Raw genomic sequence first — 15,766 nt, 5'->3', positions numbered from 1 at the left:
AAAGTTACCCACAATATCAACATGTCCACAGAGCAGACTGTGTATAATAAATCGGACAATTTATACACATATCCACAGGACAACTTATCCACAACCATGACGTTTTCTAACGCGGAGAAGAACTCCTTTAGATGGATCCATTGGGGGGGGGGGGGGGGGGAGGGCAAATAGGTGTATGGTAACTTAGGTAGAAGGTAATATTAACCATATCGTTGAAAGCTGTGGAGGTATTATGAAGAAAATTTTGAGCATTTATTTAACGGATCTTAGGAACTTGTGGAAAGTGCCCACAGGTCTTTTTCTTATGATTGCACTAGCTATTTTACCGTCCGTGTATGCCTGGATTAATCTAGAGGCCATGTGGGATCCCTATGCGAATACGTCTGGTATCAAAATTGCTGTAACAAGCAAAGACCAGGGGGCCGTTGTCCAAGAGAAAGCTATTAATATCGGTAATGAAGTTGTGGATAATTTGAAAAATAATCATTCCTTGGGTTGGACATTTGTGAACGAGCAGGAGGCTCTGGACGGTGTTGAGCGAGGGGATTATTACGCAAGTTTGATCATTCCGGACGATTTTTCGCGAAAAATAACGAGTATTGTGGATGGATCGATGGAAAAGCCGGAGATTTTATATACGGTAAATGAGAAAATCAATGCGGTTGCACCTAAAATTACGAGCAAAGGCGCTTCCAATGTGACTGCGCAAATCAGCGAAAATTTTATTAAAACGGTGAGCACGTCTATTTTGACGCGAATGAAAGAGCTCGGTATTGATTTGGAGAAAGAGTTACCAACCATTCGGAATATGGAGTCAAGGATCTTTGAGTTGGAAAAGCGCTTGCCGGAAATTACGGCTATGGGTGACAAAGCGCTTGAGATCGAGCAGAAGCTGCCCGAAATCAAGGAGAAGGGGCAGAAAATCGTTGAGCTCGAGAAACGGATTCCCGAAATAGATCGGGCCGGAGATACAGTTCTAAAGATAGAAGAGCGTTGGCCAAAGATTGAAGCGGCTGCACAAGAGGTGTTGGTCATTCAACAGAAGCTGCCGGAGATCCAACGTGCCGCTGACCGTATCGCAGAGCTGGATCAGAACTTCGGCAAGGTCGAAGAGGCTCTAAACACGGCGATTGATAAATCACGCAAGGCGGACGAAATTGTTACCGCTGCGTTAAACGCCCTGCCTAAAGTGGAGGCCATTGCTGCGCAAGGTGGTGCTTTTGCAACCCAATTGGCCAACTTTCTGCAAAATAATGATGCGGCGTTCCAAGCGCTTATCCCCATCGTGAAGCAGAATTTGATCTTGCTTCAGCAGACAGCGGATGCTGTAACTCAGCTTACTGGTTTGCTCCAAGATGCTAATCTTGACCCGCAGAAAGCTTTGGCTGCTATAGGTCTGATCACGGATCGCCTGACTGCGGGCGTGACGGTCATCGACCGGACAGTCGATCTGTTTACGCGATTGAACACATACTTACCGAATGGTCTGCTTTCCGATTCCATAGACCGTTTGAACAGTGTCAAATCCAAGTTCAATAACCAACTTCAAACGTTAAGTAAGATCCAATCGGCCATTCAGCGCGGGGAAAAGCCGGCGAAAGACCTTGTGGATAATTTGAATACATTGTCCAAAGAGGCGAGCAGCACAATAGGCAATATCTTGTCGCGTTACGATTCAGAAATTGTTCCGAACATCACTAAAGCACTGGGTCAATTGAAGTCTACCGCCCAAAACTCAGCTGCTGTACTGCAGACACTGCAGTCCCAGCTGCCGAATATCAAAGAGATCTTAGTGGATGCGCAGAGCGGCATTCATTTCGCGCAAGCTCAGCTTGATATGCTGCAAAAGGATTTGCCGACTATTCGTGCGAAGGTGCATGATGCGTCAACAACCCTTCAGACCAAAATGAACGAGTTCACCAACGCAATTAATGAAGCCGCGCCGTTCGTTCGTAATGATCTTCCTAAAGTCGAGCAAAAGCTGCATGAGGCAGCAGACTTTGTGCGCAATGATTTGCCGGCGGCTGAGGATGAAATCCGTAAATTATCCGATCTGTACCAGACGAAATTTCCGGAGGTCGAGAGTGCCGTTCATTTAGCGGCCAACCTTGTACGTAACGATCTGCCAGCATTTGAGGTGGCTGTCCGCAAGGCTGCGGATCAAATCCGTAAGGTAGAAGGCGGGGGCAGTATCGAAGAAATTCTGCGACTGCTGCAAAATGATATTCAGAAGCAAAGCGATTTCCTCGCGAATCCTGTACTAATTAAAGAGGATAGGCGTTTTCCTATTCCGAATTATGGGTCGGCCATGTCGCCCTTTTATACAACGCTATCCCTGTGGGTAGGCGCCATGCTGCTTGTTTCGATGATGAGAGTGGATGTGGATAACCCGGACGGCTTGCTGAAGACGCACCATATCTACTTTGGACGCATGCTCATCTTCCTGACGGTTGGATGTCTCCAAGCCATCATCGTCACGCTCGGTGATATGTACCTCTTGGGTACATATGTTGTGGATAAGTTTTGGTTCATTCTGTTTGCGATTCTTATCAGCAAAGTGTTCATCACCATCACGTACACATTGGTCTCCGTATTCGGAAACATAGGCAAAGGCATTGCAATCATCTTCCTTGTGCTTCAGTTTTCCAGCTCCGGGGGTACTTTTCCGGTTAGCACAGCATCGCCTTTTTTCCAAAAGCTTAACCCGCTCGTACCGTTCACTTATGCGGTAGGTATCATGCGGGAGGCGGTTGGCGGTATGCTGCTCTCTGTGGTGCTTAGAGATGTGTTCTTCCTTTGCTTGTTCATTGCGATTTGCTACGTCATTGCTCTAGCGCTGAAAAAGCCGCTCAGCGGCTATACCCAGAGAGTTGCGGAGAAGGCGAAGCGGACGAAGCTGATTTCTTGAAGAAAGTTATGTATGATTTTTTAGACTTGTGCATAGTCACAGGTCTTTTCTGTGTATTACTCCTTTTTGCGAAAATAGAACTTAGACTTTGGTCTAGGTTTTTTCGCGACCTTTGGCTAACCAAAGACAGTACCTTGGTGCGTTAAGAACTTTTTGGATCTCTTTTATAATATAGATAACGTAAAGGAGAGCGAGGAATTGATGTGAAAAAAACTTCGTGGTGGTCGTATGTAATGGCTTGCAGCGGCTTGCTGTTGATCCCCTTAGTGGGTCTCATCTACATTCATCTGAATCAGGCGGACGGGGTGGCTTACAGCTTAGTTACGGATTTAGATCGGCAAATTCCATTTATGAAGAGCTTTGTTATACCTTACCTGTCTTGGTATGGATTTCTGTTGGTTGGGTTCTTATATTTGGTTTATAAGGATCGCAGCATGTACTATAAAACACTTTTTCAGTTCATAATGGGTCTGCTCCTGTGTTATGGGGTATATGCTATATATCAGACCACTGTTCCTCGGCCGGAGCTAACCGGAAGCGATTGGCTGCTGCGGATGGTACAGTGGGTGTATCGCTCAGATCAACCGTTTAACTGTTTTCCAAGTACACATGTGTTAACTTCGTATTTAATGATGAAAGCCTATTTAAAATCAACAGCTATATCTTGGCACTATAAAATAATGGTTTCGAGCATGTCATTGCTCATTATTGTATCTACGCTGCTCGTAAAACAGCATGTTCTTCTGGATATAGTGGGTGCGGTGCTAGTTTCTGAGGGTGTCGTGTACGTCGTAGAACGCTTTAGAATTGGTTTGCTGAAAGAATCGGTGGCTGTGAATACGCAGCAGCGAAAGTTCGAAGGGGGACTTAGAAGATGAAACGTAGGGACAAACTATTAATCCTGACAGGCAGCCTAGGGGACGGGCATAATAAAGCGGCGCAAGCAATTCTGGAAGCTGCACGGTTTTATAAACCGGATGTGGATGTGAAAGTGGTTGATTTCCTGGAGTGGACGCATCCTTACCTGCATTCAGTAGGCAAATATTGTTATATGCAGTGGGTGAAAAGTCTGCCTTCGGTTTACGGGTATTTGTACCGCAAGACGCGGGAGGACAATACATTGTCTCATATGTTTAAAAAGATGAAATCGTTCAGCACCGATAGGATGCTGGAACTTCTGCAAGAAGAGGAGCCGACGGAAGTGGTGTGCACCTTTCCAGGGGCAGCCGCGGCGATGTCGTACTTGAAATGTAATGGACTAACGACGGTGCCTACAGTGACAGTGATGACCGATTATACGGATCATAGTTACTGGGTTCATCCCGGTACGGATCGTTATCTCGTTGGCGCCGAGCATGTGAAGCAATCGCTCCTGCGTTACCGGATTCCGGAGCAGCGTATTGTGGTGACGGGTATTCCGATTCGAAGGCCTTTCACACAAACGTATGATCGTAATGAGCTCCGTGATAAGCATGGTTTACAGCGTGATATGCCTACCGTGCTGGTGATGGGCGGCGGGCATGGCTTGATTGGCAAGCAGTTCAAGTCTGTGCTGCAATCAGACGATTTGGCGGTGCCGGTGCAGTTTGTATTCGTATGCGGACGCAACGAGAAGCTGAAGCAGCAGCTAGAGGAGGAGCTAGGCGGCGAGAAAACGCGTCATCGCGTAATGGTAACAGGCTTCGTGGATCATGTCCACGAGCTGATGGCTTTATCCGATCTGATCGTGACGAAGCCGGGAGGACTTACCGTATCCGAGGCGCTCGCACTCGAGCTGCCGATGATGCTGTACAAGCCGATACCTGGACAAGAGCAGGATAATGCGGCATTTCTTGTTGGCCTTGGAGCGGCGATTGAAGTGAAGAATGCGGCGGAGCTGAAAAGACAACTGCTCGAGGTTATCGCCAACAAGTCTTTGCTGGTGAAACTTAAGAAGAATGCCAAGCTTAGTCTGCAGAACCAAGATGCTCTTCACACGCTGAATGCGATATTGGATACTCACCATCATTTCATCCCTGCACTTGATGGCCTGCAGCTAGCCTATGCAAATGTGTGATAAGTTGGGCCATCAACCATGGATGTAAAGTTAGCTTTGTTTCGGGAGTCCCTTTCTCCCTCTTTTTCCCCTTCGAAAAGCACCGTACTTTGGCTCAAATTGTACAGGTGCTTTTTGCTGTCAAGTTTGGTGTCAATGTGGGGTGTAGGAAGTTTTTTCTGATTTAAATCCGTGGAAGGAGTATTTACTTGACAAGTTGTTTTTGTCAATAAAAATGGGGGGCAGTGGAAATTGGCCGATATTGAATGCCGCTACTACTTGCGCTTCGCGCCTCACCGTGGTTGGTGCTAAGGCCAACAATATGGTCAGTACCGAGGCGAGCCTCCAGTCGAAGCCTACTGCCGGCACCACTCCGGCCACCCTACCTTTCGCCCCGCGAACTAAGGGGGCCCATTAGCATTTGATCCTACTTGTCCTCATGCATCGTAACCACGATGTCTTGCTCGTAATTTCCAAATTGCTTGCCGAACAAAGTAACGCCGCCGCAGTTGGTGGAGTCTTCTAAGGATGCAATTCGAAAATGGATGTCTTTTGCGAAAGAAATATCTAAGTCTTGGATGGTGATGTCCGAAATCTTCGTTCCGTCCAAATAAGAGCCTTGCTGATTGACAGTGATGATTTTCAAAAGACCGTGCTGAGTGAAACCATTTCCCCACCAATCCGGGGATAGCACACCTCTTTGTTTTCCAAAATCGCCAGGGCTTGTCCACTGACCTAGAGGAGTCTTATTGATAAAGAAAGAAATATCGGATAGCCAATTCTCGTTATACCCCGGGGCCTCGGAACAGATTTCAAAAGAGATTTCCATCGAGCGAAGCTTCTGATTGCTGTGAAAAAAATTAGGGATTCTATATTCCACATAGCCGCTACCGAACCAGAGGATCCCGGCGTGCACATGTTGGGGATCAGCAAAATATCTCGGATCATCAATGACGCCAATGATTTGCGTAGGAGAAGCAAGACCGCAGGTAGGCCTTACCTCGAAGGATGAGTATTGGCCAACCGGAATTGAAATCGTATTCGTCGGATGTTCATATGGTTTCTTTGCCTTGAACTGAAGCATGGCTTGCTCGAGCTGCAGATAACATACTTTCTGTGTTCCGCGAACACCTGTCATACTTTCGGACATAACAATTCCGGCTTGTTCTAGCTTCTGTATATGCTTGGTCACAATGGCAGATGAAATCTCCAACCGCTGTGATAATTGTTTGATATTCAAAGGTTCTTCACCTAGGAGCTCAATGATTTTCACTCGGGTCTCCGAGGAGAAACATTCTAGGAAGTACATATTTTTGGTTGAAACCTCAATTTGCATAGTGGAACCTCATTCTAATGTTTTAATTCATTGTATAACTTGCAGGTTAATTAAACAACGTTTAAAAGAGTGTTTGAATGCCTGGTTTCCTTAAATTGCAGTATTTGAATTTTGTGCAACTAAGCAGGTACTGCTTTATTTTGCTCAACTACGATCCCCGGCTAATGGCCGCTCCAATACGGCTCGCTCCAATTGTTGTATGTCTAATTAGTGGTGGTTGTCGCACGATTGCTCGAGTACCCTGAATGGCGTGTGTCCGACTAAAGATTATCCCTTACCCGCCGAACTGTTGTATTTTGTGCAACAATCCGGCGGTTTCTTTGGACAAATTGGCTTATTGTTGTATCGCGTACAACAATTTGGTGCGAATCGCTCGGAAATAGGCGTTTTAAGCTCGAATTGTTGTACGAAGTACAACAATAGCAGTCTAATCAGGCGTAAGGAAGGTATATTGTTGCACAAAATACAACTTGGACTATCGTGTTCACGGGGATTTTCAATTGTCGGGTACCCAACATGTGGTGGATGTCCAACTGCTCGATGCAACTATAGTTGCTCTATTGATACATGTTAGACTACTGGTTGCTCAATTGATGAATTAGACTAAATGGTTGCCCAATAGGAGCATGTCCATCTAATGATTACCTCAATGGATGCATGTCTAAGTAGTGGTGGTTGTTGCCTGATTGGTGCGAATGCTCTAATTGGTGCATTCCGACTAAAGATTATCCCTTACCCGCCGAAATGTTGTATTTTGTGCAACAATTCGGCGGTTCCTTTGGACAAATTGGCTTTTTGTTGTACTGCGTACAACAATTTGGTGTGAATCGCTCAGAAATAGGCGTTTTAAGCTCGAATTGTTGTACGAAGTACAACAATAGCAGTCTACTCCGGCGTAAGGAAGGTATATTGTTGCACAAAATACAACTTGGTCTATCGTGTTCACGGGGATTTTCAATTGTCGGGTACCCAACATGTGGTGGATGTCCAACTGCTAGATGCTAACTAAAGTTACCCGGATTGATGCATGTGCAAGTAGTGGATGCTCAATAATAATTCTCCCCAAATGGTGGTGGATACCCGTCAGAGAGACCGGGTAGTTGAAGTGAGACAAACACTTGGTGAGTCTATATATTACTGCTTTGTGTTGTTTATTCATCAACCCATGCCACTAAAGCAAATGCTGCCAAGCGCCCTCCTTCAGCTCATAGTAACAGGCATATTTGCCTCGCGTAGTCGAGCGCAGGATGCCCTTTTCGACTAAAAGGTACAGCCATTTACGTGCCGTCCGAAAATTCACATCACAGTGCATGATGATATCTTTGGGGCGAATCGGCTTTCCTGCATTTACAGCTAACCTAAGGACTTCTTTTTCTTCTGGAGAGATAGAAGAGGCTGATAAATTGCGGAGGAGATGTGTCCAATAACAAGCTGCAGCAGCATACGGCATACCTCGGGACGGCTTTGGATATCATCGAAGGAGAAATGAATCATTGTCCACCCCATTCCTGTGAGGAATGTATCTCGGTTTAGGGCGTAACTGAATTTCTCGCGGTCCATGTCTTTGATATGGCTTTGATACCCGTCGCACTCAATTCCAAAACGACCAAATGGGGTGAGGAACGCAAAGTCGAGGAATTGCGACTTGCGATTCCAGTCGTAGATCTCATATTCCGGGTGTAAGTTGTCGAAGTTTCCGAATATTGGCCACCACACCTGTTGGAGCAGCATCTTTTCCGCATAGTTGTGTCCCCTAATTAAACGCCCCTTTCTTTCGCCGCTTCTGCGAGCATGATGCTTTTCTATGAACGATTGATGTGCTAGTTCAAATGGCATTTGGCAAACGCCTCCTTATAAAAGAATAAAAAAACGCCCTTGCGCCACATGGCTCAAGGACGTTCTTCGACTAATAGACATTATAACATTTTCTGGTGGACAGAGGAATTCAAAAGATTACCTTATCCCAGCGCTTTACAAGAATCACGCTCGATGAGTTTTCCGTAGATGGAAATCTTCGCAGGGCTTCCTCCGGCATCGATTTTGCGAATGAGAAAATCCACGGCCTCATAACCAAGCTGTTCCCGCTGGACTTGGATCGTCGTTAAGCGAGGAGCGATCATTTGTGCCGCTTCAATGTCACCAAACCCAACAACAGAGATATCCCCCGGTACCTTGTGACCTTTGGAAATAAGGATTTGAATGAGGGAGATCGCAATGCGATCATCCGCACAAAACCAGGCTGACGGCATGGAAATCATCGTGTCGAGATAATCTGCTAACTGGGCGGGGGTGGAATTTAGTGCCTCGAGTGGTGAGGAATTGACGATACTGTGATTTGTATCGATTGCCAGCCCTGCATCAGATAAGGCATTTTGGTACCCGGACCAGCGTTCTTTGAAGCTCTTCGACTTACTAATCGCACCGATAAAACCGATCAGTTTGTGACCTTTGTTAATAAGATGGGTGACGATTTTGTAAGCCTCTTCGGCATTCGCTGTCACAACAGCGTCAAGCTGCAAACTATCGTAATAATGATCCACCGTAATGAGGGGAATTCCCAAGTCAAAGAGCATTCGAACATAGTTAAGGTGAAGGACACCAACGAGTAATATGCCTTGAAATTCTATTTCATGATAAAGCTCCGGTAGGATAAGTTGATCCTCCATCTCCTGTGTAACACCGCAGATAATGGCATTGTAACCATTTTCTTTGGCTCTTTTTTCTATAGACCAGAACACTTCGTAGTAGAAGATTTTATCATTACGAATGTTTTCGGGGATTAAGACGAGCAGGTTCCCGCGTTTCTTTTTTGTTCTGGTATCTGTCCGGTAGTTCAACTGATTAGCTGCTTCGAAAATACGAAAGCGTAATTCTTCGCTGACGCCAGCTTTATTATTAAGGGCCAGGGAGACTGCATTCTTGGAAATGCCCAACTTATCGGCGATGTCTTGCATGGAGGTTTTCGAGTTCATTTATGTATTGCTCCTTGAGAAGTATGTAAATCCTATTTGTATTCTATAAGTATAGGAGTCTTTTGTAAAGTTTGGTCAATCAACAAATCACTTTACAAATGGATATTGTAAATGTTTGTTAATTGGATCATTTAGCTTCTAAAAATGAAATTCTCAAGTTCATCTAGCTTTACAGATGAAAACGGTCCTGAATTATCGAAATAGAGAATTGAAAAAGGATCTATTAACCATTTGATTTCCCTGCGAACGAGTGACTGGCTAAAATGCTTCCAGTTGTCCAGCTTCCAAACATCCAAAGCGGAGCCTCTAGCCTGAATACGTTCTTGGTAGGCTTTTTCGCTTGGTAAATAGACAAAAACAGCCCTAACGCATACATCGTTAATCGTAGCACCAGCGTTTGAAAGTTCCTTTTCCAGCCAAAACGGATCTGCTAGTTCTTTGGTGAAAGGTCCGACAACAATAGCATCCAAGCCTAGCTCGAGATTCTCAAGTGCTGCGTCAATTGTTATGCGGTATCCCAAATCGCGACAGTATGTCTTGTATGTGGGGGAATCACGGTCGTTCGGGTCTTGTCCGGCAAGGGTCATGATCGTTTCTGCCGCGGGTCGGAGCAGCGTGTCCATATCCAGGAAAGCTCCTCCGTGCTTGCGTGCCCAGGCCTTGGCGAGAGTCGTTTTCCCTGCTCCGGCAGGACCTATGAAGAATATGAGTTTTCGCATGCCTAACCTCCGATAAAGTTACCTTAAGGTATTTGTACGAATATTGTAACATAAGGGGCTCAAATCACATGAAATTCAGCAAATGTTCAGCTAATATTAAGGTTCTATTAAGGTTTAAGTCATAATTACTTCACACTTATCAAGTAAAATACATACCACAGGGGGCTAAAAACCATACTGGAAGGAAAGATAGAGATGAAAAATAAAAATAAACCACTTATCGGAAGTGGAAATAAAACAGCAGCCCTTTCTTTATCAGCGTCTGGAACCCAAAATAAACAAGTTCATATTTTGAACACATCGATTCCGCAAATGACCATCAATTCTGATAGTATTTCTGAAAAAAGGGCTAATGATTGGCCTACCCAAGGTTGGAAAACGTCAACGCCAGAGGCGCAAGGGATGAACTCGGCTGGGCTAGCCAAGATGCTCGAAGTTTTTCGCGACCAGCAGGTACATAGTGTGGCGGTTATTCGTAACGGACATTTGGTTGCTGAAGCTTATAATGAGAGTACCCAAGCTGGCTTGCCGCAAGATGTGAAGTCCGTGACCAAAAGCGTGACGTCCGCATTAATCGGCATTGCCTTGTCTGAGCGGAAGCTGATCAGTTTGGATCAGAGGCTTGCTACTTTTTTTCCTGAGCTGGAAAGTGATCCGCTGAAGTCAAAAATTATGTTAAAGCATTTGCTTAACATGACCTCGGGGCTAGCATGGAACAATGAGAATGAACAATCCTCAACCGAAATGATGTACTCATCGGACTGGGTGCAATATGTGCTGGAATGTCCGGCTAAGCACCAGCCTGGCGCAGTATTTAATTATAGCAATGGTGATGCGCATCTTCTGTCTGCTGTACTGCACAAGGTAACAGGTGAGTCCATGCTTGACTATGCCAAATCCCGCTTATTCGAACCGCTTGGTATAACAGATGTAAACTGGAATCATGATCCTGGGGGGTGCACGATTGGGGCTTGGGCTATGGCTTTAACGTTAAGAGACATGGCCAAAATTGGCTATCTGTATCTGAAGGAAGGCCAGTGGGAAGACAAGACCATTATGCCAAAGTCATGGATCCGGGAGTCGGTGACTAAGCGCATATTCCTCAATTACAGTAATGGTACACAAGGTGGATACGGCTATTATTGGTGGTCCAAGCCTTTGGCCCAGGGGCTAGTCAGAGGAAGCAAAAAGCAGCATGAAGTGTTCTATGCATCTGGTTCAGGCGGAAGACGCATATTTGTCGTTCCTGATCTGCAAGTAGTCGTTGCAGCTACCGCGCATTCGGCCGATGTGGACATGCCGGAACTGCTGCTGAACCATGTGGTTGGGGCTATTCGATCGGATAAGCCGATTCCAGAGAATTCGGTTGCTTTTGCTGGGATGGGTCAGGCTATTGGGACTTTTAAGATGGGATTAGAGGTTTAAAAAAGGTTATAGAATAATGAAGGAGCTGCTGCGGCAGCTCCTTTTGTTTGTGTAAGTAGATAAGAAAGTATAAGTTTTATACATTTGCTTCGCATCTACCTTGACAAACGCGCTCGTCCCTGAAGGACGACGGAGTCGTTTATCCTTGATTAAATAATAATTCCTTTGTTCGACAAAGTTTTGCTTAAAACATCTGCCATTATGTTGTAGCCGAGCACATTTGGATGAAGGGAGTCGTCCGACAATTCGGATCGCAACGTTTTACCGTCCGGACCCACGAGATTGGCATGATAGTCAACATAGATAACTCCTTCATAATCCGCCATATGTTTTAGAGCTTGGTTTGAGAATGCAAGTAGTTCATTACGGACACTTGTACTGTTGTTGGGACAACGAATCAACGTTTCGAAGGGGAAGCAAGGAATATCTCTGCCAGTAGGCAGGTTCGAACCGACAATCGGCATAATGCCGCTGCTCTTGGACAATCGAACCATCGACGTAATATTGCTTATAATTTCATGATTGATTTGTTCAGGTGTTCTTCGTTCGTACACGTCTACAGCATCAAGTCTCCATGTATTGTTCGTTCCCCCTAAAATATGAACATATTTGGGCTTTAACTGAATAACATCAGCCGGAAAACGTCGAAGCATAATTGGTGTTATATCTCCAGAAATCCCGCGGTTGATAATGAATTTGCTAGAAGAACCGAAATAGACTTGTAAATCCCAAAATTGTGTGATGGATTCACCGATGAAAACAAAATCAACTGCGATATGATGAAACAGGATTTGTTCGTTATAGCCATCGTAAGCGGTACGCAATTGGTCAGCGGCTGCACGGAATGAAAAGTTGCCTGGCCTGATGAATGGTACTCTTTGTCTAGTGGACAAAAAATCCCCTACTTTCCGAATAATCGTTTCAATTTATGTGTATAAGAAATTCCTGCATAAAAGAACAGGATCGACAGAGGTTAAACAAAATTTTCAAGAAGTACTTGAGTTTTTAAAGCAAAATGGCATATATTTTGAAGATAATCTTGAATAATATGAGGTGGAACTATGTTTGACGAATTCACAAAGAAACGATTAGAGAACATTTTGCAGGCATATATTGAGAAGAAGATTCCCAAACATTTAAACAATCAGGTTCGGTTGATATATAAATTTAGAGGGAATAATGTGACACTCATTGAGGAAAGGGAACCATATATCGGTACGGAATGGACGCAATTAGATATAGCGCAGTTCAGATTGGAATCAAATGAATGGAAAGTCTATTGGAGAGACAGTAAGGATAAGTGGCACTGGGTTGATTATATCGATCCCGATAATAATTTTGAAAAACAATTGCAATTAGTTGATCAGGACAATACAGGCGTGTTTTGGGGATAAAGTTTGTGAGAGCTTGAATACCCGCGGCAAGGCATTAAAAAAGCGATCTCTATTGAATTAAAGGAAAGGGAACGTCGATCCTCTATTCGCCTCAAAATACGCACATAACCCACCAAAAGAGGCAAATAGAGCACCCACGTTCCGCTTCACCTCCCAAATGGAAGGAAATCGGGTATATAGCGAACTGACGTTCCGCCTGAATATGAGGATGACGTTCTTGCTCCTTATCCTCACCAGCATAAAGGCTAATTTGTCTTTACGCCTCCGTCATTGTAATGCCCTGGCAACTCCCCTGCGCTAACCTCAACCCGCTTTTTTTGTTCCCGAGGCAAGATGTAGTAATATAGGAAGAACAGCAAGAAGAAGGGGAGTTTATTCGTGGGTATTAGAAGTTTTACGGATTATAAATTGAGCGAGGATATCATCCGCGCCTTACACAGCCTTGGATACGAGCAGCCGACAGATGTGCAGAACGAAGTGATCCCTATCGCGCTGCAGGAGAAGGATCTCACCGTTAAGTCACGAACAGGAAGCGGGAAGACAGCGGCGTTCGGTATACCGATTTGTGAATTGGTGGAGTGGGAAGAAAACAGACCGCAGGCGCTGATTTTGACACCGACGAGAGAGCTCGCCGATCAAGTGAAGCAGGATATCACGAATATCGGGAGATTCAAGCGGATTAAAGCGGTGGCTCTGTATGGGAAGCAGCCGTTTGCCAAGCAGAAGATTGAGCTGCACCAGAAGTGCCATGTGGTTGTCGGTACGCCGGGCCGCGTGCTGGATCATATTCAGAAAGGGACGCTGGACCTGGAGCGGCTGAAATATCTAGTCATCGATGAAGCGGATGAGATGCTGCGGATGGGCTTCATTGAGCAGGTGGGGGCGATTATTGATGAGCTGCCGACGGATCGCATGACGATGTTATTTTCAGCGACGCTTCCGAATGACGTGGAACAATTGTGCCATCAATACATGCGTAATCCTATCGATATTGAGATTCAAACGCCTGAGGCATCCAAGGTGCAGATTGAGCATTCGATCATAACGGTTCGAGAAAACGATAAGTTTAATGTGCTTAAGGATGTCTTCGTGGTGGAGAATCCCGATAATTGCATCATTTTCTGCCGGACGCAAGAGCATGTCGACTACTTATATAGACAGTTGGAGCAGCTAGATTATCCGTGCGACAAAATCCACGGGGGCATGATACAGGACGATCGATTCCTGGTCATGAATGCTTTCAAAAGAGGGGAATTCCGTTTCTTAGTTGCCACGGATGTCGCGGCGCGAGGGATTGATGTGGAGGATATCACGCATGTCATTAATTACGATCTTCCGCTTGAAAAAGAAAGCTATGTCCACCGCATCGGAAGAACGGGACGTGCGGGGAAGACGGGCAAGGCGATTACGTTTGTTACGCCAAATGAGGACAAGTTTCTAGCTGATATTGAAGGCTATCTTGGATTCGAAATACCGAGAAAAGACGCTCCTACGGCGGAAGAGATTGCTCTTGGTCAATCGGCTTTTGATCAGAAAATGCAGGCTACGCCTGTCATTAAGAGGGATAAAAGGGACCAACTGAATAAGGGGATCATGAAGCTCTATTTTAACGGCGGGAAAAAGAAAAAGATTCGAGCGGTAGACTTTGTGGGAACCTTGGCCAAAATTGAAGGTGTGACGGCGGACGATATCGGTATCATTACGATACAGGATAATGTGTCGTATGTGGATATTCTTAATGGTAAGGGCCCGCTGGTGCTCAAAATTATGAAGAATACGACGATCAAAGGCAAGCTGCTGAAGGTGCATGAAGCGAATAAGTAGAATCACGATCCGGTTAGCCTTTAGGGCTTATCGGATTTTTTGCCGTTTGTGGTTGACCACTGCCATGCGGAGGTGCTGCAAAGTGCTCTCAGGATTCGCGCGCACAGGTTAAAATTTTACCCAAACGGGTCAATTAATTGACTTACCGATTCTTCTCCACCAAGGTAGACTAAAGAAAACACGACATGGGGTGAATTTTATGGCTACCAAAATACATTTACAAGCAGGCACCATTCCCTCCGTACAAGTGAAGCGGAAGCGGTCCATGCAGCAGGTGCGCGAGGATCTGGTCGGATACGCATTCGTCAGTCCCATGATACTTGGGTTATTTATTTTTACTTTATTTCCAATCATAGCTTCCTTTTTCCTAAGTTTTACGAATTGGAACTTTGTTGCCGGATTTTCTAAAGTGAAATTTCTCGGCTTAGATAATTTTGTTAAGCTTGTGCATGACTCTGTCTTCCTTCTATCACTCAAAAATAACCTGATTCTTATGATTGTAGTGCCGCTAACCTTGATCTTTTCACTCGTTCTGGCGGTTATCATTGATAAGAAAATTCATTTTAAAGACTTCTTTAAAGTTGTTTATTTCATTCCTTACATCTCGAGTGTTGTTGCTGTTGCAATTGTGTTTCAGGTATTGTTCCACCCAACCTACGGACCGATTAATCAGATATTAATCGACTGGGGGATAGCGAACCCGCCAAAATGGCTAGCTGATCCGGATTTTGCTTTATATTGTGTGATGGGACTTATGATTTGGGTGAGTATTGGATATAACATGATTATATTTATGGCTGGTTTGCAGTCGATTCCAAATGATCTTTATGAAGCTGCGGATATTGATGGCGCTTCGAAGTTGAGACAATTTTTCAGCATAACGGTGCCGCTCTTATCGCCAACCACATTCTTTTTACTTGTAACAGGCATAATAGGGACATTTAAAGCGTTCGATGTTATTTCCGTTCTAACAGGCGGCGGTCCTGCGAATTCAACCAGTGTGGTCGTATATCGTTTGTATGAAACAGCTTTCGTAAATCTACAATCCGGCTATGCCTCCGCGATGGCTATTGTGCTGCTGGTCTTTGTCCTCCTGATTACACTCGTTCAGTGGTTTGGACAACGTAGATGGGTCAATTACTAGAGAAGAAGG

Annotated in this window: 12 protein-coding genes; 7 read left to right on the top strand and 5 right to left on the bottom strand. The window is 45.0% G+C overall.

Features of this window, described 5'->3' with window-relative positions; genetic code table 11:
* Positions 1-232 precede the first annotated feature (232 nt).
* The 3 genes from ASG93_RS03825 to ASG93_RS03815 all read left to right on the top strand — a co-directional run bounded on the left by ASG93_RS03825 (position 233) and on the right by ASG93_RS03815 (position 4,964).
* Entirely contained in the window at positions 233-2,908 is a 2,676-nt protein-coding gene (locus ASG93_RS03825; protein ID WP_056828966.1) for a YhgE/Pip domain-containing protein, read from the top strand.
* Between the two features lie 203 nt (positions 2,909-3,111).
* The gene (locus ASG93_RS03820) at positions 3,112-3,786 is read left to right on the top strand and encodes a phosphatase PAP2 family protein (RefSeq protein ID WP_156410774.1); all 675 of its coding nucleotides are present in this window, start codon (positions 3,112-3,114) and stop codon (positions 3,784-3,786) included.
* Positions 3,783-4,964, top strand: coding sequence for an MGDG synthase family glycosyltransferase (locus ASG93_RS03815; RefSeq protein ID WP_056828964.1), 1,182 nt, complete (start codon positions 3,783-3,785; stop codon positions 4,962-4,964). Before ASG93_RS03820 ends, ASG93_RS03815 begins: the two co-directional genes overlap by 4 nt.
* A gap of 406 nt (positions 4,965-5,370) precedes the next feature.
* Here ASG93_RS03815 and ASG93_RS03805 read toward each other — a convergent pair whose 3' ends face one another.
* The 4 genes from ASG93_RS03805 to ASG93_RS03790 all read right to left on the bottom strand — a co-directional run bounded on the left by ASG93_RS03805 (position 5,371) and on the right by ASG93_RS03790 (position 9,970).
* Entirely contained in the window at positions 5,371-6,279 is a 909-nt protein-coding gene (locus ASG93_RS03805) for an ArsR/SmtB family transcription factor (RefSeq protein ID WP_056828961.1), read from the bottom strand.
* Positions 6,280-7,632: 1,353 nt separating this feature from the next.
* Positions 7,633-8,115 (bottom strand): hypothetical protein, encoded by a 483-nt coding sequence (locus ASG93_RS03800; protein WP_321166669.1) that lies wholly within the window; start codon positions 8,113-8,115, stop codon positions 7,633-7,635.
* Between the two features lie 122 nt (positions 8,116-8,237).
* Positions 8,238-9,251 (bottom strand): LacI family DNA-binding transcriptional regulator, encoded by a 1,014-nt coding sequence (locus tag ASG93_RS03795; RefSeq protein ID WP_056828960.1) that lies wholly within the window; start codon positions 9,249-9,251, stop codon positions 8,238-8,240.
* A 131-nt stretch (positions 9,252-9,382) separates the two neighbouring features.
* Positions 9,383-9,970 (bottom strand): AAA family ATPase, encoded by a 588-nt coding sequence (locus tag ASG93_RS03790; RefSeq protein ID WP_056828958.1) that lies wholly within the window; start codon positions 9,968-9,970, stop codon positions 9,383-9,385.
* Positions 9,971-10,165: 195 nt separating this feature from the next.
* Here ASG93_RS03790 and ASG93_RS03785 point away from each other — a divergent pair, with 195 nt between their 5' ends.
* Complete coding sequence (locus ASG93_RS03785) at positions 10,166-11,395, top strand: serine hydrolase domain-containing protein (RefSeq protein ID WP_056828957.1); 1,230 nt, start codon at positions 10,166-10,168, stop codon at positions 11,393-11,395.
* Positions 11,396-11,544: 149 nt separating this feature from the next.
* Here ASG93_RS03785 and ASG93_RS03780 read toward each other — a convergent pair whose 3' ends face one another.
* On the bottom strand, positions 11,545-12,288 hold the full coding sequence (locus ASG93_RS03780; protein WP_056828955.1) for a GDSL-type esterase/lipase family protein: 744 nt from the start codon (positions 12,286-12,288) through the stop codon (positions 11,545-11,547).
* 168 nt (positions 12,289-12,456) lie between these two features.
* Between ASG93_RS03780 and ASG93_RS03775 the strand changes: the two genes are divergently transcribed.
* From ASG93_RS03775 to ASG93_RS03765, 3 genes are all read left to right on the top strand, one after another.
* The gene (locus tag ASG93_RS03775; RefSeq protein WP_056828954.1) at positions 12,457-12,789 is read left to right on the top strand and encodes a DUF3024 domain-containing protein; all 333 of its coding nucleotides are present in this window, start codon (positions 12,457-12,459) and stop codon (positions 12,787-12,789) included.
* A gap of 378 nt (positions 12,790-13,167) precedes the next feature.
* Positions 13,168-14,613 carry a DEAD/DEAH box helicase gene (locus tag ASG93_RS03770; protein ID WP_056828953.1) on the top strand — a complete coding sequence of 482 codons (1,446 nt, stop codon included), beginning with the start codon at positions 13,168-13,170 and terminating at the stop codon, positions 14,611-14,613.
* Between the two features lie 199 nt (positions 14,614-14,812).
* Entirely contained in the window at positions 14,813-15,757 is a 945-nt protein-coding gene (locus ASG93_RS03765) for a carbohydrate ABC transporter permease (protein ID WP_056828952.1), read from the top strand.
* The last annotated feature ends 9 nt before the right edge of the window (positions 15,758-15,766 follow it).

The sequence above is a fragment of the Paenibacillus sp. Soil787 genome (assembly GCF_001429545.1).
Classification (GTDB): Bacteria; Bacillota; Bacilli; order Paenibacillales; family NBRC-103111; genus Paenibacillus_E.
The sequence above is the reverse complement of the archived record's forward strand: the minus strand, read 5'-3'. Positions and strand labels throughout refer to the sequence as shown.

What these genes read in the sequence shown, in the direction of transcription:
- ASG93_RS03825 (WP_056828966.1), top strand. Translation starts at nt 233, where the DNA reads ATGAAGAAAATTTTGAGCATTTATTTAACGGATCTTAGGAACTTGTGG.
- ASG93_RS03815 (WP_056828964.1), top strand. Translation starts at nt 3,783, where the DNA reads ATGAAACGTAGGGACAAACTATTAATCCTGACAGGCAGCCTAGGGGAC.
- ASG93_RS03805 (WP_056828961.1), bottom strand. Translation starts at nt 6,279, where the DNA reads ATGCAAATTGAGGTTTCAACCAAAAATATGTACTTCCTAGAATGTTTC.
- ASG93_RS03800 (WP_321166669.1), bottom strand. Translation starts at nt 8,115, where the DNA reads ATGCCATTTGAACTAGCACATCAATCGTTCATAGAAAAGCATCATGCT.
- ASG93_RS03795 (WP_056828960.1), bottom strand. Translation starts at nt 9,251, where the DNA reads ATGAACTCGAAAACCTCCATGCAAGACATCGCCGATAAGTTGGGCATT.
- ASG93_RS03790 (WP_056828958.1), bottom strand. Translation starts at nt 9,970, where the DNA reads ATGCGAAAACTCATATTCTTCATAGGTCCTGCCGGAGCAGGGAAAACG.
- ASG93_RS03785 (WP_056828957.1), top strand. Translation starts at nt 10,166, where the DNA reads ATGAAAAATAAAAATAAACCACTTATCGGAAGTGGAAATAAAACAGCA.
- ASG93_RS03775 (WP_056828954.1), top strand. Translation starts at nt 12,457, where the DNA reads ATGTTTGACGAATTCACAAAGAAACGATTAGAGAACATTTTGCAGGCA.
- ASG93_RS03765 (WP_056828952.1), top strand. Translation starts at nt 14,813, where the DNA reads ATGGCTACCAAAATACATTTACAAGCAGGCACCATTCCCTCCGTACAA.